Origin of the sequence: Streptomyces sp. NPDC014623 (assembly GCF_043088245.1) — a bacterium.
Classification (GTDB): Bacteria; Actinomycetota; Actinomycetes; order Streptomycetales; family Streptomycetaceae; genus Streptomyces.
Genome location: NZ_JBIBZU010000020.1, coordinates 1 through 26,085, shown reverse-complemented (window position 1 = coordinate 26,085; position 26,085 = coordinate 1). Strand labels below are relative to the sequence as shown.

Genomic DNA, 26,085 nt, shown 5'->3' with positions numbered 1-26,085 from the left:
AGTCGCTGTTCCCGTGGTTAAGAACCTATGGTGCTTGCTGCTGCGGGCGCAAACTATTTTTTCGACGAGTTCTTCTCACACCCCGGCACCGTCCTCCTCCGGCTCCTGACCCACTGTCCGGCCTGCGCAGATGGCCAGCACATCGGCCCCGAACCTGGTCAGCTTCCGGTTGCCGACACCGGCGATGACGACGAGCTCGCCCTCGTCCCCCGGCGCCGCCTCGGCGATCGCCATCAGTGTCTTGTCGGTGAAGACGCAGTAGGCGGGCTGGCTGATCTCCTTAGCCCGGTCGGCGCGCCACTCACGCAGCCGTTCGTACAGCGCCTCGTCCATGTCCGAGGGGCAGTCCTCGCAGCGCATCAGTTTCATCTCACCGGCTTCGGTGAGCGTCTTGCCGCAGACCCGGCACCGCACCGGCCCTCTCCGGCCGGGCCGGGCCGGCGTCTCCGCGCCGCCCGTACCCGTACGGGAGCCGCGGTCGATACCGCCGGCCCCGCCGGTACCACCCCGCGGGCCGGCCGCGGCCGAGCCCGGCCGCAGTCCGTTGAGGAAACGGGTCGCCCGGCGGTTCCCGCGGCCACCCGGCGACCGGGACAGAGCCCAGGACAACGAGAGGTGGAAACGCGCCCGGGTGACCCCGACGTACAGCAGTCGGCGTTCCTCCTCGACCTGTTCGTCCGTCTTGGCGTAGGCGATCGGCATCATCCCCTCGGAGAGGCCGACGAGGAACGCGGCATCCCACTCCAGTCCCTTCGCCGAGTGCAGCGACGCCAGGGTGACGCCCTGCACCGTGGGTGCGTGCTGGGCGGCCGCCCGCTCGTCCAGCTCGGCCACGAGGTCGGAGAGCGTCGCACCCGGCCTGGCCTGTTCGAAGTCCTCGGCCAGTCGCACCAGCGCGGCGAGGGATTCCCAGCGGTCCCGCACCGCTCCCGAACCGGCGGGCGGCTTGGAGGCCCAGCCCTTGGTGGAGAGCACCGCCCGCACCTCGGAGGGCAGGTCGTCGGCGCCGTCGAGCAACGAGTCGTTGCCCCCCGCCCGGGCGGCACCACGCAGGGCGACGCCCGCTTCCCGCACCTCCGGACGGTCGAAGAAACGCTCGGCCCCCCGCAGCTGATAGGGCACACCCGCGTCCGCGAGTGCCTGCTCGTAGACCTCGGACTGGGAATTGACCCGGTACAGCACGGCGATCTCACCGGCCGGGACCCCGGCGGCGATCAGATCACGGATCCGGCGCGCGGTTCCCTCGGCCTCCGCGGGCTCGTCGGCGTACTCCGTGTAGACGGGTTCGGGACCTCTGCCGCGCTGCGAGACCAGCTCCAGCCGGTGCTCGGCGGCCTTGCCCCGGGCCTGGCTCAGCAAGCCGTTGGCCAGGTGGACGACCTGGGGCGTGGAGCGGTAGTCCCGCACCAGCTTGACCACCGTCGCGCCCGGATGACGGGTGCGGAAATTCAGCAGGTGGTCAGGGGTGGCACCGGTGAAGGAGTAGATCGTCTGGCCGGCGTCACCGACGACACAGAGATTGTCCCGGTCGCCCAGCCACAGATCGAGGAGCCGCTGCTGGAGCGGGCTGACGTCCTGGTACTCGTCGACGACGAAGTGCTGGTACTGGCGGCGCACATGATCGGCGATGTCGTGGCGGTCCTGGAGGATGCCGACGGTGAGCAGCAGCACGTCCTCGAAGTCGATCACCGACCGGTCGCGCTTCAACTGCTCGTACATCGCGTAGATCTGTGAGAGCTCGGCCGGATCACGTGGTGCGTCCCGTTGGGACTTCACGACCGCTGCCGGGTAGTCGGCGGGGACGGTCTGGGTGACCTTGGCCCACTCGATCTCACTGGTGACGTCCCGCAGCTCGTTGCGGTCGAGCCGGATCCCGCAGCGGGCCGCGGCCTCGGCGACCAGCTGGACCTTGCGCTCGACCAGACGTGGAAGCTCACCACCGACTGCTTTCGGCCAGAAGTACTGGAGCTGGCGCAGCGCTGCGGAGTGGAACGTCCGGGCCTGGACACCGGTCGCGCCGAGCTGGCGGAGCCGGCCCCGCATCTCCCCGGCCGCCCGGTTGGTGAAGGTGACGGCGAGCACGGTCGCCGGCTGGAGGATCCCCGCACGCACCCCGTAGGCGATACGGTGCGTGATCGCCCGCGTCTTGCCCGTACCGGCTCCGGCCAGCACGCACACGGGTCCGTCGAGGGCCAGCGCGACCTCGCGCTGCTCCGGGTCGAGCCCGTCGAGCACGGCGTCCGCGGAGTCGGGGACCTGTGGGAAGAGGGTGGAGTGCGTTGCTGCTGTCACCCTGCCATGCTGCCAGGTCGCGAGGGGCCTCTGCGGCGGTTGTCCACAGGGGGCCGCGGATTGTCGTACCGGTCGCGAGCGAGGCCGCCGGCCCATCCGCCCCAGGGCCGGGAATGGCGGTCCGCCCCGGGACGTTCCCCTCATGCGGGACGGTGCGTGGACGTACGTGTCCCGCCTCTGGCGAGACCTTTCCCAGCGGGACACACGAGACAAGGGAGCACCGACGACATGCCGGGCACTGTGACGATGTACAGCACCACGTGGTGCGGCTACTGCCGCCGGCTCAAGGGACAGATGGATCGCGAAGGCATCGCGTACACCGAGGTCAACATCGAGCACGACCCGGATTCGGCGGCTTTCGTCGAGAAGGCGAATGGCGGAAACCAGACGGTTCCGACCGTTCTCTTTCCGGACGGTTCGACGCTGACCAACCCTTCGCTGGCCCAGGTCAAGCAGAAGATCGGCGCCTGACCGCGCTCCCTGTGACGAAGGCCCCCGCCGTCTTGGGTTCTAACGGTCCTCGCAACACCCGCGATCTGTGGGAGTTGCGAGGACCGTGGTCGTTGGACGCGATGACGTTGCGAGGCTGAGGGAGCGTTTCCTTGCCCGGCTGGATGTTGTGGGGAACGTGACCGTGGTGGCCCGGGAACTGGGGGCGAACCGGAACACCGCCTTCGGCTGGGCCCGGAAGGCCGGGCGGAGTTCGGTGCGTCTGCCGCGCCGGCATCCCGGACGGGACGAGAACACGAACGGGCTGCTGCGGCAGTACTTCCCGAAGGGCACCGACCTGAGCGTCCACACTCCCGAAGACCTCGAACACGTCGCCCAGGAACTCAACGGCCGCCCACGCAAGACGCTCGGCTGGGAGACCCCAGCCGAGCGTCTGCGTGATCTACTCACCACCTAAAACCAGGCGGTGTTGCAACGACCCCCTGAACCCAAGAAGGGCGGGGGCCTTCGTCGTACACCGCCGGCCGCTCAGCCCGCGTTGCCCGGCCTGGGAAGCGGCTTGCCGTACCAGAGCTCGATCAGACGCGCCGCGATCGAGACGCCGAACGGGGGCAGCACCTCGCCCGAGTCGAAGGCGGCCGTGAGGTCTTCGCGGGAGAACCAGCGGGCCTCCTCGATCTCCTCACCGTCCACGGTGATCTCCGATGACACGGCGCGCGCCATGAAGCCGAGCATGAGGCTGGAAGGGAACGGCCAGGGCTGACTGGCGATGTACTCGACCTCGCCGACCGTGACCCCTGCCTCTTCGAACACCTCTCGGGCCACGGACTGCTCGATCGACTCCCCGGGCTCGACGAAGCCGGCGAGGGTCGAGAAGCGGCCCTCGGGCCAGTGGACCTGGCGTCCGAGCAGGGCCCGGTCCTGGTCGTCCGTGACCAGCATGATCACCGCGGGGTCGGTCCGCGGGTAGTGCTCCGCCCCGCAGGCCTGGCAGCGACGGATGTGTCCGGCCGCCGCGATGACGGTGCGCTCGCCGCAGCGTGAGCAGAAGCGGTGCAGCCGCTGCCAGTTCTCCAGTGCCACCGCGTGCACCATCAGTCCGGCGTCGCGCGGGCCCAGGAGCATGCCGGCCTCACGCAGACCCGCGGGCCGTGCGGACTGGTCCATGCGGCCCGGGAGGGAGTCCTTCTGGAGCGCGAAGTAGCGTACGCCGTCCTCGTCGGTGCCCAGGAAGTAGCGGTGGGTCTCGGTGACCGGCGCTTCGAAGGCGGGCGTCATGACGAGCTCGGTGCCGCCGTCAGGGGTGTCGTCGATGAGCGCCTGGCCGCCGGAGACGACGAAGACCCTGGTCGTCGGATGGCTCCAGGCCGCGGCGAGCCAGGCCTCGTCGAGCCGGTGGTGCGCGGCGCGGTCGATACCGCTCGGCGCGGTGAGACCGATCGGGCGGTCTGCGGTGGCGTTGTCGAAGGTGCTCACAGGTGCTTCCTACTCCCCCGGGGGCGGATCGGGCGTTCAGAGATTCAGCGGAGTGCGTCGGCCAGCTCGCCCCAGAGGTGGGCGGCGGTCTCCACGCCCTTGAGGAGGAGATCGAGCTCGACCTTCTCGTCGGGGCCGTGCCAGCCGTCGGACGGTACGGAGATGCCCAGGAAGAGGACGGGTGCGCCGAGGACGTCCTGCAGGTCGGCGGCGGGGCCCGAGCCTCCCTCGCGGGTGAAGAGGATCTTCGTCCCGAAGGCCCGTCCCATGGCGCGGGCCACCGCCTGGAGGGCGGGGTGGTCCAGGGGTGTCAGACAGGGGCGGGTGGCCGGGGCGAAGGTGATGCGGTGGCGGACACCGGCCGGGACCCGGGCCCCGGCCCAGGTGCGGACCGCTTCCTGGATCCGCTCCGGGTCCTGTCCGGCGACCAGCCGGAAGCTCAGCTTCACCAGGGCGGACGAGGGAATGACGGTCTTGCTGCCCGCGCCCTGGTAGCCGCCGCCGATGCCGTTGACCTCCGCGGTGGGGCGCGCCCAGATGCGTTCGAGCGTGGAGTAGCCCGCCTCGCCCGCGGTGGCGTGCGAGGCGGCCGTACGCAGCCAGGTGTCCTCGTCGAAGGGCAGCTCGGCGAAGAGGGCGCGCTCGGTGTCGGTGAGTTCGGCGACCCCGTCGTAGAAGCCGGGGACCGCGACCCTGCCCTCCGCGTCGTGGAGAGCGGCGACGAGCCGGGCGAGCGCGGTCGCGGGATTGGGGACGGCGCCCCCGAAGGACCCGGAGTGGAGGTCCTGGCCGGGGCCGAACAGCTCGATCTCACATTCCGCGAGGCCGCGCATGCCGGTGCAGACGGTCGGGGTGTTCTCGTCCCACATACCCGTGTCGGAGACGATCACGACGTCGGCCGCGAGCCGGGCGGCCCGCTCTTCGGCCAGCGCGCGGAAGTGCGGTGAGCCGGACTCCTCCTCGCCCTCGATCAGGAGCTTGAGGTGCACGGCGGGGCTCGTGCGGCCGGTGACGGCGAGGTGGGCCCGGACGCCGAGTGTGTGGAAGAACACCTGGCCCTTGTCGTCGGCCGCGCCTCGTCCGTACATCCTGCCGTCGCGGATCACCGGGTCGAACGGGTCGCTGTTCCAGCCGTCCTCGCGGGCCGCGGGCTGCACGTCGTGATGGCCGTAGACCAGGACGACGGGTGCGTCCGGATCCTGCGACGGCCACTCGGCGAAGACCGCGGGGGCGCCGGCGGTCTCCCAGATCTCGGAGACCGGGAACCCGGTCTCCTTGAACTTGCCCGACAGCCACTCGGCGCTGCGCCGTACGTCCGCGTCGTGCTCCGGCTGGGCGGAGACGGACGGGATGCGCAGCCACTCGGCGAGGTCTTCGAGGAAGGCCGTGCGGTGCTGCTCGGTGTACGTACGGACGGCGCTGTCCGGGGTGTCGCTCATGCTCATGAGCCTATCGGCCCGGCGGAGGTGGCTCGTCCAGCAGGAGCTTCTCCAGTTCCCGGCGGCCCGGCAGCCCGGCGGGGCGGGACGTCTCCCCGGTGCGTACGTACAGGAAGGTCGCGGTGACCGCCTCCAGCGGCAGATCGTGCAGTTCGGCCCAGGCCAGGCGGTAGACGGCCAGCTGGAGCGGGTCGGCCGCGTGGTTCCGGCCGGTCTTCCAGTCGACGATCTCGTACGTGTCGCCCGTGCGGTAGACCGCGTCGATCCGGCCGCGGATCACCCGGCCCGCGAGCGTGATCTGGAACGGTGTCTCGACGCGGTACGGCGTGCGCCGGGCGTAGGTGGTGCGCTCGAAGGCCTCCTTGAGCTCGGCGAGGTCGCGCTCGTCGGCGATCTCCGCGTCGCTTCCGTCGCCCCCGGGGAGTTCGTCAGGACCCAGCATGGGCAGCGGCAGTTCCTCGAACCGGGACTCCACCCAGGCGTGGAAACGGGTCCCCCGGCGGGCCGCGGACTGCGGGGGGCGGGGCATCGGCCGGGCGAGCTCCCGTGCGAAGCCTTCGGGGTCGTCGGCGAGGTGCAGGAGCTGGGTGGCGGAGAGGGTGGCGGGCACGACGACGTCGTGCACGGCCGCACGGGCACGGCGCAGCTCCCCGGCGAGGGCGTCGAGATCACGGTCCCAGGAGGCGAGGGTGCGCGACTCCTCCGGGGTGAGATCCGCGTCCGCCGGGGCACGGGCGGCCGGGATGCGCGGGGCGAGGACCGCTGGGTGCGGGGCGGACCGGGGACCGCCCGTGGCCTGCTCGGCGCCGGGGTACGGGGCGTCCTCCGGTGACGGTCCCTGCTCGGTGGACGTGGCGGACCCACCGTCCGGGAACGGGAACGAGTCCTCGTGCGGGGCGTGCGGGGCGTCCGCCCCGGCGTAGGGCGGCACCTCGTCCTCGTACGGCGGCTCCTCCTCGTACGGCGGCTCGTCCTCGTACGGCGGCTCGTCCTCGTACGGCGGCTCCTGGGCGTATCCGGGAGTCCCGGCGTGCGCGGCTTCCTCGTGCACATCCGGTACGGGCGTGGCCGCCAGGGCCTCCAGGTGGGCCAGCACCGTGTCCCGGGCGGCGCGGCGGCGGGCCGTCGCCGTGGCGTCGAGCGGGAGCGGCCAGGCCTGGTCGGTGTCCTTCTCGTGGAGCGCCGGGTTGTCCTCGTCCTCGCCTGGCTCGTCCGCCCAGGCCTCGATCTCGCCGTACCCGGCCGCGCAGTGTTCGTACAGCGCGTCCAGGAAGGCGGACGGGCCGCGGGGCTTCTTCTGGGAAGGACCCCACCAGTGGCCGGAGCCGAGCAGCAGGCTGCGGGGGCGGGTGAAGGTGACGTAACCGAGGCGGAGCTCCTCGGTGTGCTGATGTGCCTTCATCTCCTCCTTGAACGCCTTGAGGCCCTTGGCGTCGAAGGAGCGGAGGACGGGGAGCGTGGCCGCGTCGCCGCGCAGGGCGTGCGGGAGCACCTGGGGCTGCGAGGTCCACGCGTCCCGGGACTGTGTGCTGGGGAACTGGCCGCCGACGAGGCCGGGGACGGCCACGACGTCCCATTCCAGGCCCTTGGACTTGTGGGCGGTGAGGACCTTCACGGTGTTCTCGCCGCCGGGCAGGGCGTTGTCCAGGCCCTTCTCGTACTGCGCGGCGGTGCGCAGGAAGCCGAGGAAGGCGAGCAGGTTCGCTTCTCCGTCCATCGCGGCGAAGTTGGCCGCGACGTCCAGGAAATTGGCGAGGGTCTCGCGGCGGCGTGCGGCCAGGGCGTGCGGCGACGCGGAGAGTTCCACCTCGAGGCCGGTGGTCGCCAGGACGCGGTGCAGTACGTCCATGAGGGGGTCGGCCAGCGAGCGGCGGAGATCGCGGAGTTCGGTGGCGAGGCGGGCGAAGCGGACGCGTGCCGCCGCCGAGAACGGCAGTTGGTCGTCCTCGGCCCCGCCGGACTCGAGGAAGGTGTCGAGGGCGTCGGCGAGCGAGATCACCTCGGCGGGGTCGATGCCCTCGACGGCCTCGGCGAGACGCCGGTCCGGGTCGGTGTCGTCGCCGGTGGCGGCGTGGTGGACGAGGAGGCGGGCGCGGCGCCCCAGGAGGGCGAGGTCCCGGGGCCCGATGCGCCAGCGCGGTCCGGTGAGCAGCCGGACCAGGGAGGCGTTGGCCCCGGGGTCCTGCAGGACCTCGCAGACGGCGACGAGGTCGGCGACCTCGGGGAGGTGCAGCAGTCCGGACAGGCCGACGACCTCGACGGGGATGTCCCGGGCGACGAGGGCGGCCTGGATGCGGGGGAAGTCTCCCGCGGTCCGGCACAGGACTGCGATCTCCCCTGGTGCCTTTCCTGTCCGTACGAGGTGGGCGAGTGAGTCGCCGAGCCAGTCGATCTCCTCGGCGTGGGTGCGCAGGAGGGCGCACCGGACCGTGCCGTCCCTCTCCGCTCCGGGCGCGGGGCGCAGCGCCTCGACTCCCTCGTGCATGGCGCGCAGGGGTTCGGCGAGGCCGTTGGCGAGGTGGAGGAGGCGGCCTCCGCTGCGGCGGTTCTCGCTGAGGGAGTAGCGGGTGGCCGGGGTGCCGTCGGCGTGCGGGAAGTGGTGCGGGAAGTCGTCGAGGTTGGCCACGGAGGCGCCGCGCCAGCCGTAGATGGCCTGGCAGGGGTCGCCGACGGCGGTGACGGCGTGGCCTGTCGTGCCGTTCTCGCCTTCCCCGCCGAACAGTGCGGCCAGGAGCAGTCGCTGGGCCACCGAGGTGTCCTGGTACTCGTCGAGCAGGACGACCCGGAATTCGTCGCGGAGGATGGCGCCGACCTCGGGCCGGGTGAGGGCCAGCTCGGCGGAGAGGGCGATCTGGTCGCCGAAGTCGAGGAGGTCGCGGCTGCGTTTGGCCGCCCGGTAGCGCCGGGTGAGTTCGAGGAGCTCGCGTCGCGCCCCGGACGTCTCGGGGATCTTGCGCAGTTCGGCGTTGGTGAGCTTCGCCGTCTCCAGGGCCTGGAGGAGCCCGGTGTCGTGCACCGCGAGCTGTTCGGGGCGGACGAGGTGTTCGGCGAGCTCGGCGTCCAGGGCCAGCAGATCGCTGACGAGGGTGGGGAAGGAGCGGGTCAGTGCGGGGTAGGGGCCGGGGGCCTCACGCAGCACCCGGGCCGCGAGCTGGTAGCGGGTGGCGTCGGCCAGGAGGCGGGTGGTGGGTTCGAGGCCGATCCGCAGGCCGTGGTCGGTGAGGAGGCGGCCGGCGAAGGCGTGGTACGTGGAGATGCTGGGCTCGCCCGGGGGGTTGTCCGGGTCGATGACGTCCGGGTCGGTGACCCCGGCCGCGACGAGGGCCTTGCGGACCCGTTCGGCGAGTTCGCCGGCGGCCTTGTTCGTGAAGGTGAGGCCGAGGACCTGTTCCGGGGCGACCTGCCCGGTCCCGACCAGCCACACCACCCGGGCGGCCATCACGGTGGTCTTCCCGGAGCCGGCTCCGGCCACGATCACCTGTGGGGCGGGCGGCGCGGTGATGCAGGCCGTCTGCTCGGGGGTGAAGGGGATCCCGAGGAGCTCCTTGAGCTGCTCGGGATCGCTGATGCGGGAGGACATTCAGAAGAGGCTATCCGGACACACCGACAAGGCGGTTCCACGCGGGTCCCGCGCGGGACGCTCATTCGATGATCTGCCGGCCTTCGGGCTGCGCGCTGCACGAGCTCTTGAAGGCACAGTGTGTGCAGTGCTGGCCGGTCGTGGGGGTGAACCGTTCGTCCAGGACCCGGCCGGCGGCCGTGGCCAGCAGGTCATGGACCCATTCTCCGGAGAGGGGTTCCTGCGCCTGCACCTTCGGAAGGGCGTCGCCGCCCTCCTTCTTCGGGGCGGGCTGGCGCAGCTGTACGAGTTCGGCGCCTCCTGGTTCCGGACGGCGGCCGTCGAAGACCTCGTCGACGGCGCCCTCCCTGACGGCCAGCTGGTACACGGCGAGCTGGGGGTGGAAGGCCACCTCGTCCTTGGTGGGTGCTCCCTTGCCGGTCTTGAAGTCGACGACGTAGGCCCGGCCTTCGGTGTCCTGTTCGACACGGTCCATGGAACCCCGGACACGCACCGCGTACTCGCCCGCTTCGAGCGTGACGTCGAAGTCGTGCTCGCTGGCGGCGGGGGTGCGGCCGGTGCGGTCCATGACGTGCCAGCGCAGGAAGCGTTCCAGGGCGGCACGCGCCTGGTCCTTCTCCTGCTGCGACTTCCAGGGGGCGTCGAAGACCAGGCCGTCCCAGACGGAGTCCAGGCGTTCCATCAGGACGTCCAGGTCGGCGGCGGTACGTCCGGAGGCCACCTCGTCGGCGAGCACGTGGACCACGTTGCCGAAGCCCTGCGCCGCCGTCGCCGGGGCGTCGGCCTTCACCTCGCGGCCCAGGAACCACTGGAGGGCGCAGGTGTTGGCGAGCTGGTCGAGCGCGCTGCCGGAGAGCGTGACGGGGCGGTCCCGGTCGCGCAGCGGGACCTCGGAGCGGGTCGGTTCGTCCAGGCCCCACCAGCGGTACGGGTGCGCCGCGGGCACGAGCGGCCGGCCTTCGTCGTCGGTGAGCGCCGCGAGCCGGGCGAGCCGGAGTGCGGCGGCGTCGCGCAGGGCTTTCGAGGCGGCGGGGTCCACGGTCGTCGCCCGGAGTTCGGCGACGAGTGAGGCGACCGCGAGCGGGCGCCGGGGGCGTCCGGTGACGTCCCGGGGTTCGACGCCGAGCTCGCTGAGGAAGCGCGAGGGCTGGTCACCGTCGTCGGCGGGTGCCTTGACAGCGGTGACCACGAGGCGTTCACGGGCCCGGGTGGCGGCGACGTAGAACAGACGGCGCTCCTCGGCCAGGAGGGCTCCGGGGGTGAGGGGTTCGGCGAGACCGTCGCGGCCGATCCGGTCCGCCTCCAGGAGCGATCCCCGGCGGCGCAGGTCGGGCCAGAGCCCCTCCTGCACTCCGGCGACGACCACCAGGCGCCATTCCAGGCCCTTGGAGCGGTGCGCGGTCATCAGGCGTACGGCGTCGGGACGCACGACACGCCGGGACAGGGTGTCGGCGGCGATCTCCTGGGCGTCGATCTCCTCCAGGAAGTTGAGCGCGCCGCGCCCTCCGGTACGTTCCTCGGCACGTGCGGCGGTCTCGAAGAGGGCGCACACGGCGTCGAGGTCCCGGTCCGCGTTCCGGCCGCCCGCACCGCCGCGCAGTGCGGCGCGCTCCAGACGGCCGGGCCAGGGGGTGCCGTTCCACAGGGTCCACAGGGCCTCTTCGGCGGTGCCGCCGCCCTCGAGGAGCTCACGGGCCATGCGCAGGAGCGTCCCCAGCCGCTGGGCTCCGCGGGCGTACGCCGGGTCGTGCGTGACGAGGCGCTCGGGCTCGGCGAGCGCCCGGGCGAGGAGTTCCCCGGACGGCGGTGGTACACGGTTCCCGGCGGCTCTCTCCTCGTCGCGCAGGGCCCGGCCGAGACGGCGCAGGTCGGCGGCGTCCATGGAACCGAGGGGCGAGGTGAGGAGGGCGAGGGCGGTCTCGGTGTCGAGCCGGCCGGGTGCCGCCTCGTCACCGTCGGCTCCGGCACCGTCCTTCGGGTCTCCGGGCGCGGTGGTGTGCAGCGCCGCGGTGGCGACGGCCCGCAGGGCGGTCAGGAGCGGGGCGACGGCCGGCTCGTGGCGCAGGGGGAGGTCGTCGCCGTCGACCTCCAGCGGGACTCCGGCCGAGGTGAGTGCCCGGCGCACGGCTGGGATCGAGCGTCCGCCGGCGCGTACGAGGACCGCCATGTCCCTCCAGGGCACGCCCTCCTCCAGGTGTGCGCGCCGGAGCAGATCCGCGATGTTCTCCAGCTCGGTGGAGGGCGTCGGATAGGTGTAGGTCTCGACGCGGCCGCCTCCGCGCACGGCGGACAGATCGCGGTGGGCGCGGACCTTGTCCGAGGGCAGGCGGGTGAGCGGCATCCGGCGGGTGAGCAGCCGGGTGGCCTCGAGCAGCTTCGCGCCGGAGCGGCGTGAGGTGGTGAGGACCCCGACGGGGGCGGGTGCTCCGTCGGCGCGGCGGAAGGTGTCCGGGAAGTCCAGGATGCCGTTCACGTCGGCGCCCCGGAAGGCGTAGATCGACTGGTCGGGATCGCCGAAGGCGATGAGCGTCCGGCCTCCGCCGGCGCCCGGCGCGGCGTTCCCCGGGTTGCCGGCCAGCGCGTGCAGCAGCCGGACCTGGGCGGGGTCCGTGTCCTGGTATTCGTCCACGAGGACCGCGTCGTAATTCCGGGCCAGTGCCGTCGCCACCTCCGGCCGTTCGGCGAGCAGGACCGCCCGGTGGACCAGTTCCGCGTAGTCGAGGACGCCCTGGGCGTCGAGGACGTCCAGGTACTCGGCGAGGAACTGGGCGGCGGCGCTCCAGTCGGGGCGGCCGGTGCGGCGGGCGAAGGCGGCCAGAGCGTCCGGGCCGAGGCCCAGTTCACGGCTGCGGGCCAGGACCGCGCGCACCTCGTCGGCGAAGCCCCGGGTGGTCAGACAGGCCCGCAGCTCGTCGGGCCAGCGGACATGGGCCAGCCCTGCCTGCTCCAGGCCGAGCTGGCCGGCGAGGAGTTCGCGGACGGTGACGTCCTGTTCGGGTCCGGAGAGCAGGCGCAGCGGTTCGGCGAACAGGTCGGCGTCCTGGTGCGCACGGACCAGGGCGTAGCAGTAGGAGTGGAAGGTGGTGGCCTGCGGACCCCGGGTGCCGCCGAGCCGGGCCGCCATCCTGTCGCGCAGTTCGACCGCCGCCTTGCGGCTGAAGGTGAGGACGAGGATGCGGGCGGGGTCGGTCCCCCGCGCCACGCGCCGGGCGACCGTCTCGACCAGCGTCGTGGTCTTGCCGGTGCCGGGGCCCGCGAGGACCAGCAGCGGGCCGTCCCGGTGATCAACCACGGCGCGCTGCGGTGCGTCCAGGAGAGGGGGGTCCACGGAGCCCGGTGGCGTGCGCACCAGCCGGTACGCGCCCGGGGCCCGCCGCCGTGCTTGACGGTGCGGGCTGTTCCGGGTGGTGGAGGAGGAGCTCACGTGGGTCGCCGGTCCTGGTGGGTGTACTGGGTCTGCGCGGTTACCGGCCGTGGGGTGACGGGCCGGGTCGGTGGTCGTTGGACGGTGCCGGGTCGTGGGCCTGGTGGAGACGGCCCGGTGACGGGGAGACGGATGAGGGAGCGGAGCGTGCCGCGTGTGGACGACGCTACGCCAGCGGTGAGGCGGAAATCAGGCGACGGGACGCGTCCCCGGTCACATCGTCCCCCGTCCCGTGTGGAGTCCGGCGCGCCGGTGCGCCCCGCTCACCGGCCCGGCGCGGCGCGGTGGCGGAAGCTGTCAGGTGTGAGCTTCCTCGTCCGGGTGGCCGGTCACGCCGTCCCATCTCGCGCGCTTCATGTCGAGGCGCGGGACGTGCCCGTCCGTGTCGCGCGGCGATGCGCGCAGCGGGGTGCCCTCCTCGCGGTAGTGGCCGAGCGCCCGCAATTCATGGCCCGGCAGCAGGGCCCCGTCGGCGCGCACCACACGCCACCAGGGCACCGCGGAGCCGTACAGAGCCATCACCCGGCCGACCTGTCTCGGCCCGCCGTCACCGAGCCACTCCGCGACATCGCCGTACGTCATGACGCGGCCGGGCGGAATGAGGTCCGCCACGTCCAGGACCCGCTCTGCGTAGACGGGCAGCTCGGCGGTCACGGGGCCGGCGGGCGCGGCCCCGGTCCGGCTGCCGCTGGTCCGGTCTTCGCTCATCCGGCCCATCCTGCCGTACGCCACCGACAACCGGCCTCCCCGGTGTCGTGCCGGTCACACACCGTGCGCGCGTCGGCGAAGCCGCGTATGTTGCGCATCGCACCCGCGCAATGCACCCTGATGCCCCCCTCTGTCTGCAGGCCGTGCCACCATCGTGCGGGCGGTGACCGGTGATACGAGAACACGAAGATCCATCAGAGGCTAAGGAGCAGGGCGTGCAGCCACCGAAGGCGGCGGACGCCTCTGACGCCGAGCCGCGTCCGGACGCGTCCGACACCCCGGACGCCCGGACCGCGGGTGCCCCGGACGCCGAGGACGCTCCCGCGCGCGCCCAGGAAGACCTCTCGGGCTCGACCCTCGCGTCGGGCGGTGCCGGTCTGACCGACCGGGTCTCGGGTGACGAGCCCCTGCTGCCCGCCCGGGTCCACCGTCCCTCCGATCTGCTGCGGCTCCTCGTCGGAGTCCTCGCGATCGCTCTGCTGTTCTTCCTCGCCGCGTTCGCCCAGGGGACCACCACCGGTCTCGAGGACGACATCTCCAAGGGCACCGACCAGGCCCCGGACCTGCTGATCAAACTCGCGGGCCTGGTGTCCAGCATCGCCGTGCTCCTCGTGCCGGTCGCCTTCGCGATCGAGCGCCTGGTGAAACGCGACGGGCTGCGGATCGCGGACGGGGTGCTGGCCGCCGTGCTGGCCCACGGGGTGACCCTGGCCACCGACCTCTGGGTCGCCCGGTCCGCCCCCGGGACGATCCGGGAGGCCCTGACCCAGCCCCAGCCGGGGGACGCGCTCACCGACCCCGTGCACGGGTATCTCGCGCCCGTCATCGCCTACATGACGGCGGTCGGGATGGCCCGCAGACCGCGCTGGCGGGTCGTGCTGTGGGTGGTGCTGCTCCTGGACGCCTTCGCGATGCTGGTCGGCGGTTACACCACGCCGTTCTCGATCGTCCTCACCGTGCTGATCGGCTGGACGGTGGCGTACGGCACGCTGTACGCGGTCGGCTCGCCGAACGTGCGCCCGACCGGCCAGCACCTGATGGCCGGTCTGCGCCATGTCGGGTTCCGTCCGGTCGCCGCGATGCGCACCGAGGACGCTCCCGAGCACGTCGAGCAGAGCGACCGGGGCCGCCGCTATCTGGTCACCCTGGAGGACGGGCCACCACTGGACGTCACGGTCGTCGACCGTGAACAGCAGGCCCAGGGCTTCTTCTACCGGGTGTGGCGCAGGCTCACCCTCCGCAGCATCACCCAGCGCCGCTCCATCCAGTCGCTGCGCCAGGCCCTGGAGCAGGAGGCGCTCCTCGCGTACGCGGCGATCGCCGCCGGCGCCGACGCGCCCAAGCTGATCGCCACGTCCGAACTCGGCCCCGACGCCGTGATGCTCGTGTACGAGCACATCGGCGGGCGCTCGCTGGACGCGATGGAGGACGAGGAGATCACCGACGACCTGGTGCGGGGAGCCTGGCGTCAGGTGAAGGCGCTCCAGTCGCGACGGATCGCGCACCGCAGGCTCACCGGGGACGCCCTCCTGGTGGATGGTTCCGGCACGGTGTTCGTCACCGACCTCCGGGGCGGCGAGATCGCGGCCGGCGACCTGGTCCTGCGCATGGACGTCGCCCAGCTGCTCACCACCACCGGGCTCCGGGTGGGAGCCGAACGGGCCGTCACCGGGGCACTCGCCGTGCTCGGGCCGGACGCCGTCGCCGACTGTCTGCCGCTGCTCCAGCCGATCGCGCTCAGCCGCTCCACCCGGGCGACGCTGCGCAGGATCGCCCGGGAGCGCTCGCAGCGCGAACGGGAGGCGGTGCTGGAGGCCTCGCAGGCGGCGAAGCAGACCAAGGCCGGGGAAGCGGGCCCGGACGCCGGCGGCCGCAAGGCCGTCCGCAAGTCGCTGCGCACGGAGAAGCAGGCCGAGAAACGGGCGATGGACGATGCCCTGGAAGAGGCCCGCGAGGAGGACATGCTGGCCCAGATCCGCCGCCAGGTGCTGCTGATCAGGCCGCAGGCGCCCGTCGAGCCGGTGCGGCTGGAGCGCATCAAGCCGCGTACGCTCTTCAGCTTCATCGCGGGTGCGATCGCCGCGTACTTCCTGATCTCGCAGGTCACCGAGGCCGACTTCGGCACGGTCGTGGAGCAGGCGGAGTGGGGCTGGGTGGCGGCGGCACTGGGCTTCTCGGCCCTGAGCTACGTCGCCGCGGCCATGAGCCTGCTCGGCTTCGTTCCCGAGCGGGTCGCCTTCGGGAAGACCGTGCTGGCGCAGGTGGCCGGGTCCTTCGTGAAGATCGTGGCGCCCGCGGCGGTCGGTGGTGTGGCGCTGAACACGCGCTTCCTGCAACGCGCCGGGGTACGCCCGGGGCTGGCCGTCGCGAGCGTGGGCGCGTCCCAGCTTTTCGGCCTCGGCTGTCACATCCTGCTGCTCGCCCTGTTCGGGTACCTGACGGGCACGGAGAAGACCCCGGACTCGCTCACCCCGTCCAGGACGGTCATCGCGGGCCTGCTCACGGTCGCCGTCCTCGTGCTGGTGGTGACCGCGATCCCGTTCCTGCGGAAGTTCGTCGTCACCCGGGTGCGGTCGCTGTTCGCCGGTGTGGTGCCCCGCATGCTCGACGTGGTGCAGCGTCCGCAGAAGCTGGTCACCGGTATCGGCGGCATGCTGCTGCTGACCGGGCTGTTCGTGCTGTGTCTCGACGCGTCGATCCGCGCGTTCAGCGGCCCCGACGTCCCCCAGCTCAGCTATGCCAGCATCGCCGTGGTCTTCCTCGCGGGCAACGCCCTCGGGTCCGCGGCGCCCACCCCGGGTGGTATGGGCGCGGTCGAGGGGGCGCTGACCCTGGGTCTGATCGCGGTGGGCCTCCCGAAGGAGGTCGCGGCGCCGGCCGTGCTGCTGTACCGCGTGATGACGCTGTGGCTGCCGGTGCTCCCCGGCTGGATCTGCTTCAACCAGCTGACCCGCAAGGGCGAGCTCTAGAACACACGCGCGGGGTGCGCCACTCGCATGGACCGCGTCCCGCGCGTTCCCCCGCGCCCCGTCGCACGATGGGTCCATGAGGACCTCTCCCACTCCGCGTACCGCTGCCCTCGCCGCCACCGCCGCCGTGCTGTTGTCGCTGGCCGCCTGTTCGGACGACGGTGACGACGGGGATACGGAGAGGCCGGCCGCGTCGACGGCGGCCCCCACCACGACGACGGAGGAGCTGACCTCCCAGAAGCTCGACTGGAAGCCCTGCCCGGCCCCCAACCAGGCCCAGGGCGGTGGCACATCCCCTTCGCCGCTGCCGGGCGGGGCGGCCTGGGAGTGCTCCTTCATGGACGTCCCCCTCGACTACGCCGATCCCGGGGGCCGGACCATCGAACTGGCCCTCATCCGCGCCGCCGCCAGGAACCAGGACCGGCGGATCGGCTCGCTGATCTTCAACTTCGGTGGTCCGGGTGCCTCCGGTGTGGCCACGCTGCCGTCCTTCGGTACCGCCTACGACACGCTCCGCACCCGCTACGACCTGGTGGGTTTCGACCCTCGCGGGGTCGGGCGCAGCGAGGGTGTGGAGTGCTCGGACGACAGGACGCTCGACGCCCGGTACGAGCAGGACGGCACACCGGACGACGCCGAGGAGGAGAAGGCGTTCGTCGACGACCAGGAGTCCTACATCGCCGACTGCGAGGAGAACTCCGGGGACGAGCTCCCCTACGTCGGCACGACGAACGCGGCCCGGGACATGGACCTGATGCGCCAGGTACTCGGCGACGACAAGCTGTACTACTTCGGGATCTCGTACGGCACCGAACTCGGCGGTGTCTACGCCCACCTGTATCCCGGGAAGGTGGGCCGGGCCGTCCTGGACGCCGTGGTCGACCCGGAGGAGGACTCGTTGCAGTCCTCGCTCGGCCAGGCGGAGGGTTTCCAGCTCGCTCTGGACAACTTCACCGCCGACTGCGCCGGACGCGACGACTGCAGACTCCCCGGCGCCACCGCGCAGGAGGTCCAGGACTGGATCGCCCGCCTCCTGGCCCAGCTGGAGAAGAAGCCCGTCCCCGGACTCGGTGAACGGGAGCTGACGCAGACCCAGGCCACCACCGGCATCGCGTCGGCCCTCTACTCCGAGGAGACCTGGCCGCTGCTCGAACAGGGTCTGGACGAGGCGGACGGTGACAACGGCGGACTGCTGCTGGCGCTCGCCGACTCCCTGAACGGCCGCTCGGAGGACGGGCGCTACGACAACTCCAACGCCGCCAACACGGCCATCAACTGCGCGGACTCGAAGCAGCGGTTCACCCTGGAACAGACCAGGAAGGCCCTCCCCGGATTCCGGAAGGTGTCCCCCGTGTTCGGGGACTACCTGGCCTGGGGGCTGATGTCCTGCACCGGCTGGCCCGTCGAGGGCGCCTGGGACACCCCGGACGTCAGCGCACCCGGTTCGGCCCCGATCCTGGTCATCGGCAACACGGGGGACCCCGCGACACCGTACGCCGGCGCGAAGGCGATGGCCGCCGAGCTCGGCGAGGGAGTCGGGATCGAGCTCACCTACAAGGGCGAGGGCCACGGTGCGTACAACGGCGGCAACACCTGTGTGCAGCGGGCCGTGGACGGCTATCTGATCGAGGGGAAGGTACCGGAGCCGGGAACGGTCTGCGGGTGACCGTTCGTTGGACGGCCGGACATCGGCGGCGCCCGGGACGCTCCCGGGCGGCTGCCTCCGGGCACGGGGAGGGAGCGCGCATGCGCGTACGGGGACGGGGCCGGGCCGCCTCGGCGGGGCCTGTCGCGGCCCTGCTGGTGGCGGCGGTCCTCGCGGGGTGCGACGACGGCCCGTCGCGGGAGTCGAAGGAGCCGGCGGCCGGTTCGGGGGCGCCCGGCCTCCCGCGGTCTTTGGACTGGAAGCACTGCGACGCCCCGGAGGGCGGCACCGCCCCCGGCCCCGGCTGGCGGTGCGCCACCCTCGACGTACCACTGGACCACGCGAAGCCGGACGGGGAGACGATCGGTATCGCGCTGATCCGCAAGACGGCCACGCGGAAGAGCGAGCGGCTCGGTTCGATGCTGTTCAACTTCGGCGGACCGGGCGGCTCCGGAGTGGGCACCCTGCCGCGCGCCGCCACTTCGTACAGGGAGCTCAACACCCGTTACGACCTGGTGGGTTTCGACCCGCGCGGGGTCGCCGCCAGCGCGGGGGTCCGCTGCCGGGGGGACGAGGAGCAGGAGAAGGCCTACCACGAGGTCGACAGGACGCCGGACACGGCGGCGGAGGAAGCCGTGTTCCTCGCGGACGCCGCGGACTTCGGCGCCGGCTGCCGGCGTCTCTCCCCCGCCGTGCTCCCCCACGTCGGCACGACGAACGCCGCCAGGGACATGGACGCGATCCGCCGGGCACTCGGCGACGAGAAGCTGTCGTACTTCGGCGTCTCGTACGGTACGCAGCTCGGCGGAACCTACGCGCACCTCTTCCCGGAGAGGGTCGGGAGAGTCGTCCTGGACGCCGTCGTCGACCCGACAGTGGATTCGGTGGGTCACGCCCGCAACCAGGCGACGGGCTTCCAGCGGGCCCTGGAGAACTACCTGAAGGACCGCGGCAAGGACCCGGCGGCGGGCACCCGGCGGATCGCGGATCTGCTGGAGCGGCTCGACAGGAAGCCGCTGCCGACCGCCTCGGGCCGTGAGCTCGACGAATCGCTCGCCGTCACCGGCATCGTGGCCCCCCTCTACTCGCAGAGCGGCTGGCCCGCCCTGACGGCCGCGCTCGACGAGGCCGAGAAAAGCGGCAGAGGTGACCGCCTCCTCCAGCTGGCCGACTCGTACAACGGACGTGACGGGAGCGGGCACCACGACACCCAGGCCCACTCCCAGCGGGCGATCTCCTGCGCCGACGCCAAGGCGAGGCCGACGGCCGCCGAGGCCCGGGCGCTGCTCCCCGGATTCCGGAAGCTGTCGCCGGTCTTCGGCCCGTTCCTGGCCTGGGACACGGCCGGCTGGTGCGCGGGGTGGCCGGTGGAGGGGGAACACGACACCCCGGAGGTGAGCGCTCCGGGTGCCGCTCCGGTCCTGGTCATCGGGACGACCGGGGATCCGGCGACCCCGTACGAGGGCGCACGGCGGATGGCGGACGAGCTGGGTGAGGGGGTCGGCGTCATGCTGACCAACGAGGGCGAGGGCCACGGCTCTTACGGCGAGAGCGCCTGCGTGACCTCGCTCGTCGACGCCTACCTCCTGGAAGGGAAGGTCCCGGCGGACGGACGCACCTGTCCCTGAGGTCACGGGCCCGGATACGCGGGGGGCCGGTTCCGCGGAGGAACCGGCCCCTTCCTACGTCATGTCCCGGTCTAGTAGACCGGCTTCGCGGGCTCGACCTGGTTGACCCAGCCGATGACTCCGCCGCCGACGTGCACCGCGTCGGCGAAGCCCGCCGACTTGAGGACCGCGAGGACCTCGGCACTGCGGACGCCGGTCTTGCAGTTCAGGACGATGCGCCTGTCCTGCGGAAGGTCCTGCAGGGCGTTGCCCATCAGGAACTCGTTCTTCGGGATCAGCCGGGAGCCCGGGATCGAGACGATCTCGTACTCGTTCGGCTCGCGGACGTCGATGATCTCGATCTTCTCGTCGCCGTCGATCCACTCCTTGAGCTGCTTGGGAGTGATCGTGGAACCGGCCGCCGCCTCCTGTGCCTCCTCGGACACGACGCCGCAGAAGGCCTCGTAGTCGATGAGCTCGGTGACGGTGGGGTTCTCGCCGCAGACCGCGCAGTCGGGGTCCTTGCGGACCTTGACCTGGCGGTACTGCATCTCCAGCGCGTCGTAGATCATCAGACGGCCGACCAGCGGGTCGCCGATGCCGGCGAGCAGCTTGATGGCCTCGTTGACCTGGATGGAGCCGATCGACGCGCAGAGCACACCCAGGACACCGCCCTCGGCGCAGGAGGGGACCATGCCGGGGGGCGGCGGCTCCGGGTAGAGGCAGCGGTAGCAGGGGCCGTGCTCGGACCAGAAGACGGACGCCTGGCCGTCGAAGCGGTAGATCGAGCCCCAGACGTACGGCTTGTTCAGCAGGACCGCGGCGTCGTTGACGAGATAGCGGGTGGCGAAGTTGTCCGTGCCGTCCACGATCAGGTCGTACTGGGCGAAGATGTCCATCACGTTGTCGGCTTCGAGCCGCTCCTCGTGAAGGACCACGTTCACCAGGGGATTGATCCCCTGCACGGTCTCCTTGGCCGACTGGGCCTTGGACTTGCCGATGTCGGCCTGGCTGTGGATGACCTGGCGCTGCAGGTTCGACTCGTCGACCTCGTCGAACTCGACGATGCCGAGCGTGCCCACGCCGGCTGCGGCCATGTACATCAGAGCCGGTGAGCCGAGGCCGCCGGCGCCGACACAGAGCACCTTCGCGTTCTTCAGCCGCTTCTGTCCGTCCATCCCGACATCCGGGATGATCAGATGGCGGGAGTACCTGCGGACCTCGTCGACGGTGAGCTCAGCAGCTGGCTCGACCAAGGGTGGCAGCGACACAGGAACCTCAACAATGCAGGTGGTCGGTTTCTACGTACTTCGTCTACGTACGGTTGTTCTCCCGTAACACTGCCACGCCGCTCCTCATTCCGAGATACCGGGTCCGATCCGCGAGACGAATTCGTCCCAGTAACTGGGCAGTGCCGAGAATGGATCGATTTGTCCGTGTGCGCCGTCCCGATCCGTGAAGAAGATCGTGTCGGCGCCCTGCCATCGGGCGATGCGCATGGCCTCCTCCAGATGCGTGCGCGGGACCCCGTGGACGAAGTGCGCGAAGCGTCCTGGTTCGTATGCCGCGGTCCACTCGGCCACCTGCGACCAGCGGTAGTCGGTCCACGGCCCCCGGAAGGTCACCAGCTGGTCGGCGGCCTCGGCATAGCCCGGGTGCGGGTGGGTGCCGTGGCCCAGGACCATCCGCCCGCCCCCCTCGTCCGCGCTGTCGCTGTCGGCCAGGAGCGCGCAGAGCGTGCTGGTCAGCCGGCGGACCGCCGGGAGTCCGTCGCGTTCGGCCGGACAGTGGTCCAGGTAGAAGCCGCCGACTCGGTACCAGTCGATGCAGGACCGGGCCTCGGTGATCAGTTCACCGAAGGGCCGGCTGCCGAAGGCCAGGTCGATGCGGCCCAGCAGCCTGCCGCCCGAGGCCCGGACGGTGTTCTCGGGCTCCGCTCCGCGCAGGGCCCGCTCACGGGTGCCGAGGAGTCGGCCGGCAGCCTCCAGGCAGTGTGGGTCGGGCCGGGTGCCCGGTCCGTCGTCGAGGGTGAGGACGGCCCAGTGCAGCGGTGTGTCCGGCCGGCTGAGCCGGTCCCATTCGGCGGGCGTGAGCAGCGGATGGGCGTAACCGGGCACCCCGACCCCGAGCTGCTCCGTGCCGCCGCTCCGCAGAGTGGAGCCGGTACTGGTCAGATGCGGCATGCCGCCTCCATCCAGATGTCCGCGAGGGACTCCTCCAGGTTGATGCGGGGACGCCAGCCGAGCCGGTCCCGGGCGGTACGCACGTCGGCCTGCTGCCAGGCACCGCAGCCGTCGGGATAGGGGGACGGGGTCGCCGCGAGGTGCTCCACACCCGATTCCGCCGACGTACGGGGGGCACCGATGGGCAGCCGTCCGGGGGGCGTGTCGAGCTCGTGGAGTGCGCCCGCGTAGCCGGCGACCCTGGCGAGGACCGCGGCCGCGTCGCGCAGCCGTACGGCTCTGCCGGTGCCGATGTTGACGACGCCCTGGGCGGCGGAGAGCGAGGCGGCGTGCACGGCGCGCGCGACATCGCGTACGTCGACGAAGTCGCGCTGCACCCCGAGGCCGCTGAGCCTGAGCTCGGGGTCGCCGGTCTGCATGGCGCGGCGCATCGTCTCGGCCAGCCTGCCGAGCGGGGAGCCGGCCGGGGTTCCGGGCCCCACGGGTGAGAAGACCCGCAGCACGACCGCGTCCAGACCGGAGCCGAGGACCAGTTCGGTGGCGGCGAGCTTACTGACGCCGTACGGGCCTCCCGGGCGGGGCACCGCGTCCTCGGCCGTGGACGAGCCCGGCTGCGAGGGCCCGTACTCGGACGCGCAGCCGACCTGGACGAGCCGTGCGCTGCAGCCGCTGCGGCGCATGGCCTCGCAGACGGTGGCCACGGCGACGGTGTTGTGGCGGGTCAGGTCGCGGGCGCCACCGCGGGTGGCGCCCGCGCAGTTGACGACGACCCCGGGGTGGACGGCGTCCAGGAAACGGGTGAGCGCTCCGGGGCTGCCGCTCGCGAGGTCGAAGCGCACGTCGGCGTCGTCGCCGCGGCCGAGTGCCGTGAGGTGCACGGCAGGGTCGGCGAGCAGGCGGTCGGCGACGAAGCGGCCGAGGAATCCGTTCGCTCCGAGCAGCAGAACCCTCATCGTGCGCCCCCTCGGTGCCGACGGCGGGCTGCCGGTGCGGGGGATCGGGGGATCATGTCCGGTGTCTCCTTGAGGAAGGTGTGTGCGGTGCGGAAGGCCTGCGGCGTCGGCTCCACGGGGCGGAGCGGCCCGGCTAGGCCGAGGCGTGGGCGGACGCCCGGGTGAGGGTGACCGATGCGTGGACCAGCAGCCCGAAGGTGGCGACGCCGCAGGCGAGGACGGGTACACCGCCGGGGCCGGCCGCCGCGACGGTCACCTCGACCGGCCGGGCGAGAAGGCCGAGGCCGGGCAGCCGCCCGGCGAGGACCAGGAAGAGGGCCGCCACTTCGAGGGCGCAGGCGGCGGCGAGCCCGGTGGCGGCGGGTTCCGGGAAGCCGTGGACGGCCAGCAGCCGGGCCAGGAAGAGCAGGACGCCGAGGACGACCGGGCCCGCGAGGCCGCCGCTCGCACCGGGGTGGCCGAGGCCGGCCAGGAACAGCAGCGCGGTCAGTGCGCACAGGAAGAGCGCGACGGTGCCGAGGAGCAGGGGACGTACGCCTGCGCCGAACTCCGACAGGCCGTGGGCCGCGGCGAGCCGGTGGCGTGCCCGCGTGGCGAACAGGTGGGCGCACCAGGCTGCGGGGGCCAGGGCCGGCACCAGTCCGAGCAGGGCGCCGGGCACGGCGGTCCAGTGACCGTCGGGACCGCCGCTGATGACCTGGGCGAGCAGGCCGTCGCCGTACACGGCGTAACCGAGGAGCCAGCAGACGTACGGCGTGATGCCCCCAGTACCACCCGGGGCGTGCAGCGGGCCCCCGCGCAGACAGAACCGGAGCCCGAGAAGGGTGAGCAGCCCTCCGGCCGCGGTCACCGCGAACCGGGCTTCGCCGCCGAGCACTCCCTCGGTGGCCCTGAGCACCCCCGCCGTCGTGAGGCAGGCGCCTCCGGGCAGCAGCGCCGGGAGCACCCGTCCGGCCCGCGCGCCCTTGCCGGGGTCCCGCTCCGGCCCCGGGGCGCGGAGTACGGGCCCGCCCGCGGCGGGGACGCGGACGTGGAGTTCCTCCGCGAGCGAGAAGACGTCCCGGTGCCGGTAGCGCGCGACGGTCCGGTCGGTGAGGCCGTGCGCCTCGAGACCGGCCGCGATCTCCAGGGGGTCGACGGCACGCTCGCAGAGGGCCCGGTGCCGGTGCATGAGTACCTTCACCGGGTCCGCGGGACCCCGCCTGCCCGCGGGTCCGCGGGCGGGGCGACAGCTGATCTCGGGCGCCCGGACGACGGATCGGGCCGCGCCCGTGCCCGCGTCCGCCGGCTCGCCACCGGCTTCCGTGGCACCGGCCGCTCTGCCCATGGGGGCTCCTCCGTGGTCGTGTCCGCTCAGGTCGTCACGCATCGCCGTCCCCCGCTCCGTGTGCGCCCGCGCGCACGCTCTCCGCGCCGATGGCCCAGCTCGGCACCCGGGAGGCACCGGCCGAGGCCCCGACGGCCGGTGCGGGAGGCAGGGCGCCCCGTACGTGGGCCTCCGGGGGCGTGGCGAACGGGCGCGGAGGGACGGCTGGGTCCAGGGGATCCGGCGGCATCGCCCAACGGGCCGGGGCGTGCCCCACCAGTTCCAGGTAGATGCCGTGGAACGCCGTGATGTTCTGCTCGACGGTGAAGAGTTCGAGCGCCCTGGCACGCGCCGCCGCACCCAGGCGCGCGCGGCGCTCCGGGTCGCGCAGGAGCGTGACACAGGCGTCGGCGAGCGCCCGCGGATGACGCGGGGGCACCACCAGCCCGGTCCTGCCGACGACTTCGACCACGGCGCCCACATCCGTCGAGACGGTGGCCCGGCCGCAGAACATCGCTTCGACCAGGCTGATGGGGAAGCCCTCGACCACGCTGGACAGGACGACGACGCCGCCGGCGGCGTAGGCCTCCGCCAGACCGGGCGCCTCGGGGCCGCCGATCTCCTCGAAGGTGACCGGGTTGCCGCCGACGGCGTGCGCGTCCGCGACCTCGCCGGGGAAGAGCTGGGCGGCGAGTGCCTGACAGTGGGCGAGGTAGGTCTCACCGTCGCTCCCCCGGGCCTGCGCGCCGAAGATCCGCAGCCGGGCGTCCGGCTCCGCCCTGCGCACCTCCGCGAAGGCGTGGAGCAGGGAGATCAGGTCCTTGGCGGGTTCGATCCGCCCGATCCACACCAGCGTCCCGGGGCCGCCCCCGTCCCCGGCGCCGCCGACGGTCCCGAACCGCTCCGCCTCCATACCCGGGTAGACCGTGCGCAGCTTGCTCCGGTCGGCACCGAGCCGCTCCTGCCAGCGGCGGACGTGTGTGTTGCCGGGGGTGATGAGCGCGGCCTGCCGGTAGACCTCGGAGGCGAGCAGTCCGTGCAGGCCGGCCAGCAGGGCGCGCGCCGGCGCACCGAGCGGGGCCTCGGACGCCGCGAGGTAGTGGGCCCGCAGCGGCACACCGTGCTCCGTCACCAGCAGCGGCACCCCGAAGAAGCGTTTGGCCAGCAGTCCGGGGAGAGCCGCGGCTCCGCCGGACACCGCGTGGCAGAGATCGACCGCGCCGAGGCCGTCCTCGTCGTACCAGTCGAGGGAGAGGGGGCGCAGGGTGCGTTCCAGCTCGGCCGTGAAGGCGAGGTGATCGGGGACGGTGGCGTCGTGGAGGGTGCGCCCGGTTCCCGGGGCACGGCAGGCCGACTCCACGATGCGCACGCTCGTCTCGGAGCGCAGGGCGCCGTGCAGGCCGCCGCGTTCCCCGGCCAGCTCGGCGAGGCCGTAGATGCCGTCCGCGAAGAGGCCGGCGGCCGCCTCGGAATCCGGGCCGCCGGCGGTGGGCACGACCCCCGTGCAGGCGCGGACCGCGCCGACGAGCGCCGTCATGTGTGCCTCGAAGCGCCGTCGGTCCCGTCGTCCGTACGAACGCCCCAGGCCGGTGGCGAGTCTGCCCGTCAGGCCTCCTCGGGAGCGGCCGGCGTGCCGGGCGCTCCCCCCGTGCGTCCACAGCGGCGCCGTCCGCACCCGGCCGACCTGGTCGGGGAGCTTCACCCGGCCCTGCTGTTCCTGCTGGGCGGAGCGGCTGAGCGCGAAGAGGTCGAACTCGTGCTGGGGAAGACCGCGCACCAGACGGTCGCACCAGAGTCTGGACTCACCCGTCGCGTACGGGTAGCCACCGTCCGTGAGGAGTCCGATCCGCACGAGTACACCCCCCGATCTCCCTTGTGGTCAGCCGCCGTTGCCCGGCGGCTCGCAGCGGGACGACCGTATGCGGATACACCGGTGGTGGGGGGGGGGGGGGGGGGGGGGCCCCCCCCCCCGCGGGGGCCCCCCCATGAAAGACCCCCCCCCCCCCCCGCGGGGGGGGCGGGAGGGCGAGGGGGGGGGGACGGGGGGGGAGCC

15 protein-coding genes and 1 pseudogene are annotated in these 26,085 nt (G+C 72.6%); 5 read left to right on the top strand and 11 right to left on the bottom strand.

The window, feature by feature from the left end:
• Positions 1-75: 75 nt before the first annotated feature.
• On the bottom strand, positions 76-2,292 hold the full coding sequence (locus ACF1FZ_RS27340; RefSeq protein WP_391776047.1) for an ATP-dependent DNA helicase UvrD2: 2,217 nt from the start codon (positions 2,290-2,292) through the stop codon (positions 76-78).
• 228 nt (positions 2,293-2,520) lie between these two features.
• Here ACF1FZ_RS27340 and ACF1FZ_RS27335 point away from each other — a divergent pair, with 228 nt between their 5' ends.
• Together ACF1FZ_RS27335 and ACF1FZ_RS27330 are read left to right on the top strand one after the other, a co-directional pair.
• Positions 2,521-2,763 (top strand): mycoredoxin, encoded by a 243-nt coding sequence (locus ACF1FZ_RS27335; RefSeq protein ID WP_014154194.1) that lies wholly within the window; start codon positions 2,521-2,523, stop codon positions 2,761-2,763.
• Between the two features lie 259 nt (positions 2,764-3,022).
• Positions 3,023-3,199 (top strand): annotated as a pseudogene (locus tag ACF1FZ_RS27330) (transposase); the annotation flags it as partial.
• A gap of 71 nt (positions 3,200-3,270) precedes the next feature.
• On the opposite strand, the gene nudC reads toward ACF1FZ_RS27330, so the two are convergent.
• The 5 genes from nudC to ACF1FZ_RS27305 form a co-directional block, all read right to left on the bottom strand.
• Positions 3,271-4,218: an NAD(+) diphosphatase gene (gene nudC / locus ACF1FZ_RS27325; RefSeq protein ID WP_391776046.1), complete on the bottom strand. Its 948-nt coding sequence runs from the start codon at positions 4,216-4,218 to the stop codon at positions 3,271-3,273.
• Positions 4,219-4,262: 44 nt separating this feature from the next.
• Positions 4,263-5,657 (bottom strand): dipeptidase, encoded by a 1,395-nt coding sequence (locus ACF1FZ_RS27320; RefSeq protein WP_391776045.1) that lies wholly within the window; start codon positions 5,655-5,657, stop codon positions 4,263-4,265.
• A gap of 10 nt (positions 5,658-5,667) precedes the next feature.
• Positions 5,668-9,237, bottom strand: a complete 3,570-nt coding sequence (locus ACF1FZ_RS27315; RefSeq protein ID WP_391776044.1) for a UvrD-helicase domain-containing protein — start codon at positions 9,235-9,237, stop codon at positions 5,668-5,670.
• 61 nt (positions 9,238-9,298) lie between these two features.
• Complete coding sequence (locus ACF1FZ_RS27310; protein ID WP_391776043.1) at positions 9,299-12,661, bottom strand: ATP-dependent helicase; 3,363 nt, start codon at positions 12,659-12,661, stop codon at positions 9,299-9,301.
• A gap of 297 nt (positions 12,662-12,958) precedes the next feature.
• The gene (locus ACF1FZ_RS27305) at positions 12,959-13,369 is read right to left on the bottom strand and encodes an MGMT family protein (protein ID WP_391776042.1); all 411 of its coding nucleotides are present in this window, start codon (positions 13,367-13,369) and stop codon (positions 12,959-12,961) included.
• Positions 13,370-13,584: 215 nt separating this feature from the next.
• Between ACF1FZ_RS27305 and ACF1FZ_RS27300 the strand changes: the two genes are divergently transcribed.
• The 3 genes from ACF1FZ_RS27300 (at position 13,585) to ACF1FZ_RS27290 (ending at position 19,611) form a co-directional block, all read left to right on the top strand.
• Entirely contained in the window at positions 13,585-16,338 is a 2,754-nt protein-coding gene (locus ACF1FZ_RS27300; RefSeq protein WP_391776041.1) for a lysylphosphatidylglycerol synthase domain-containing protein, read from the top strand.
• A 76-nt stretch (positions 16,339-16,414) separates the two neighbouring features.
• A complete protein-coding gene (locus tag ACF1FZ_RS27295) occupies positions 16,415-18,004 on the top strand; it encodes an alpha/beta hydrolase (RefSeq protein WP_391776040.1) in 1,590 nt (529 codons plus the stop codon).
• Between the two features lie 80 nt (positions 18,005-18,084).
• Positions 18,085-19,611 carry an alpha/beta hydrolase gene (locus ACF1FZ_RS27290; protein ID WP_391776039.1) on the top strand — a complete coding sequence of 509 codons (1,527 nt, stop codon included), beginning with the start codon at positions 18,085-18,087 and terminating at the stop codon, positions 19,609-19,611.
• 71 nt (positions 19,612-19,682) lie between these two features.
• Here the strand turns inward: ACF1FZ_RS27290 and moeZ are convergent, their stop codons facing one another.
• The 5 genes from moeZ to ACF1FZ_RS27265 all read right to left on the bottom strand — a co-directional run bounded on the left by moeZ (position 19,683) and on the right by ACF1FZ_RS27265 (position 25,884).
• Positions 19,683-20,861 (bottom strand): adenylyltransferase/sulfurtransferase MoeZ, encoded by a 1,179-nt coding sequence (gene moeZ, locus ACF1FZ_RS27285; protein ID WP_391776038.1) that lies wholly within the window; start codon positions 20,859-20,861, stop codon positions 19,683-19,685.
• Between the two features lie 84 nt (positions 20,862-20,945).
• On the bottom strand, positions 20,946-21,773 hold the full coding sequence (locus tag ACF1FZ_RS27280) for a spherulation-specific family 4 protein (RefSeq protein WP_391776037.1): 828 nt from the start codon (positions 21,771-21,773) through the stop codon (positions 20,946-20,948).
• On the bottom strand, positions 21,761-22,726 hold the full coding sequence (locus ACF1FZ_RS27275; protein WP_391776036.1) for an NAD-dependent epimerase/dehydratase family protein: 966 nt from the start codon (positions 22,724-22,726) through the stop codon (positions 21,761-21,763). Before ACF1FZ_RS27275 ends, ACF1FZ_RS27280 begins: the two co-directional genes overlap by 13 nt.
• Before the next feature lie 133 nt (positions 22,727-22,859).
• On the bottom strand, positions 22,860-24,053 hold the full coding sequence (locus ACF1FZ_RS27270) for a hypothetical protein (RefSeq protein ID WP_391776035.1): 1,194 nt from the start codon (positions 24,051-24,053) through the stop codon (positions 22,860-22,862).
• A 34-nt stretch (positions 24,054-24,087) separates the two neighbouring features.
• Positions 24,088-25,884, bottom strand: a complete 1,797-nt coding sequence (locus tag ACF1FZ_RS27265; protein ID WP_391776034.1) for a DUF3492 domain-containing protein — start codon at positions 25,882-25,884, stop codon at positions 24,088-24,090.
• Positions 25,885-26,085: the final 201 nt, after the last annotated feature.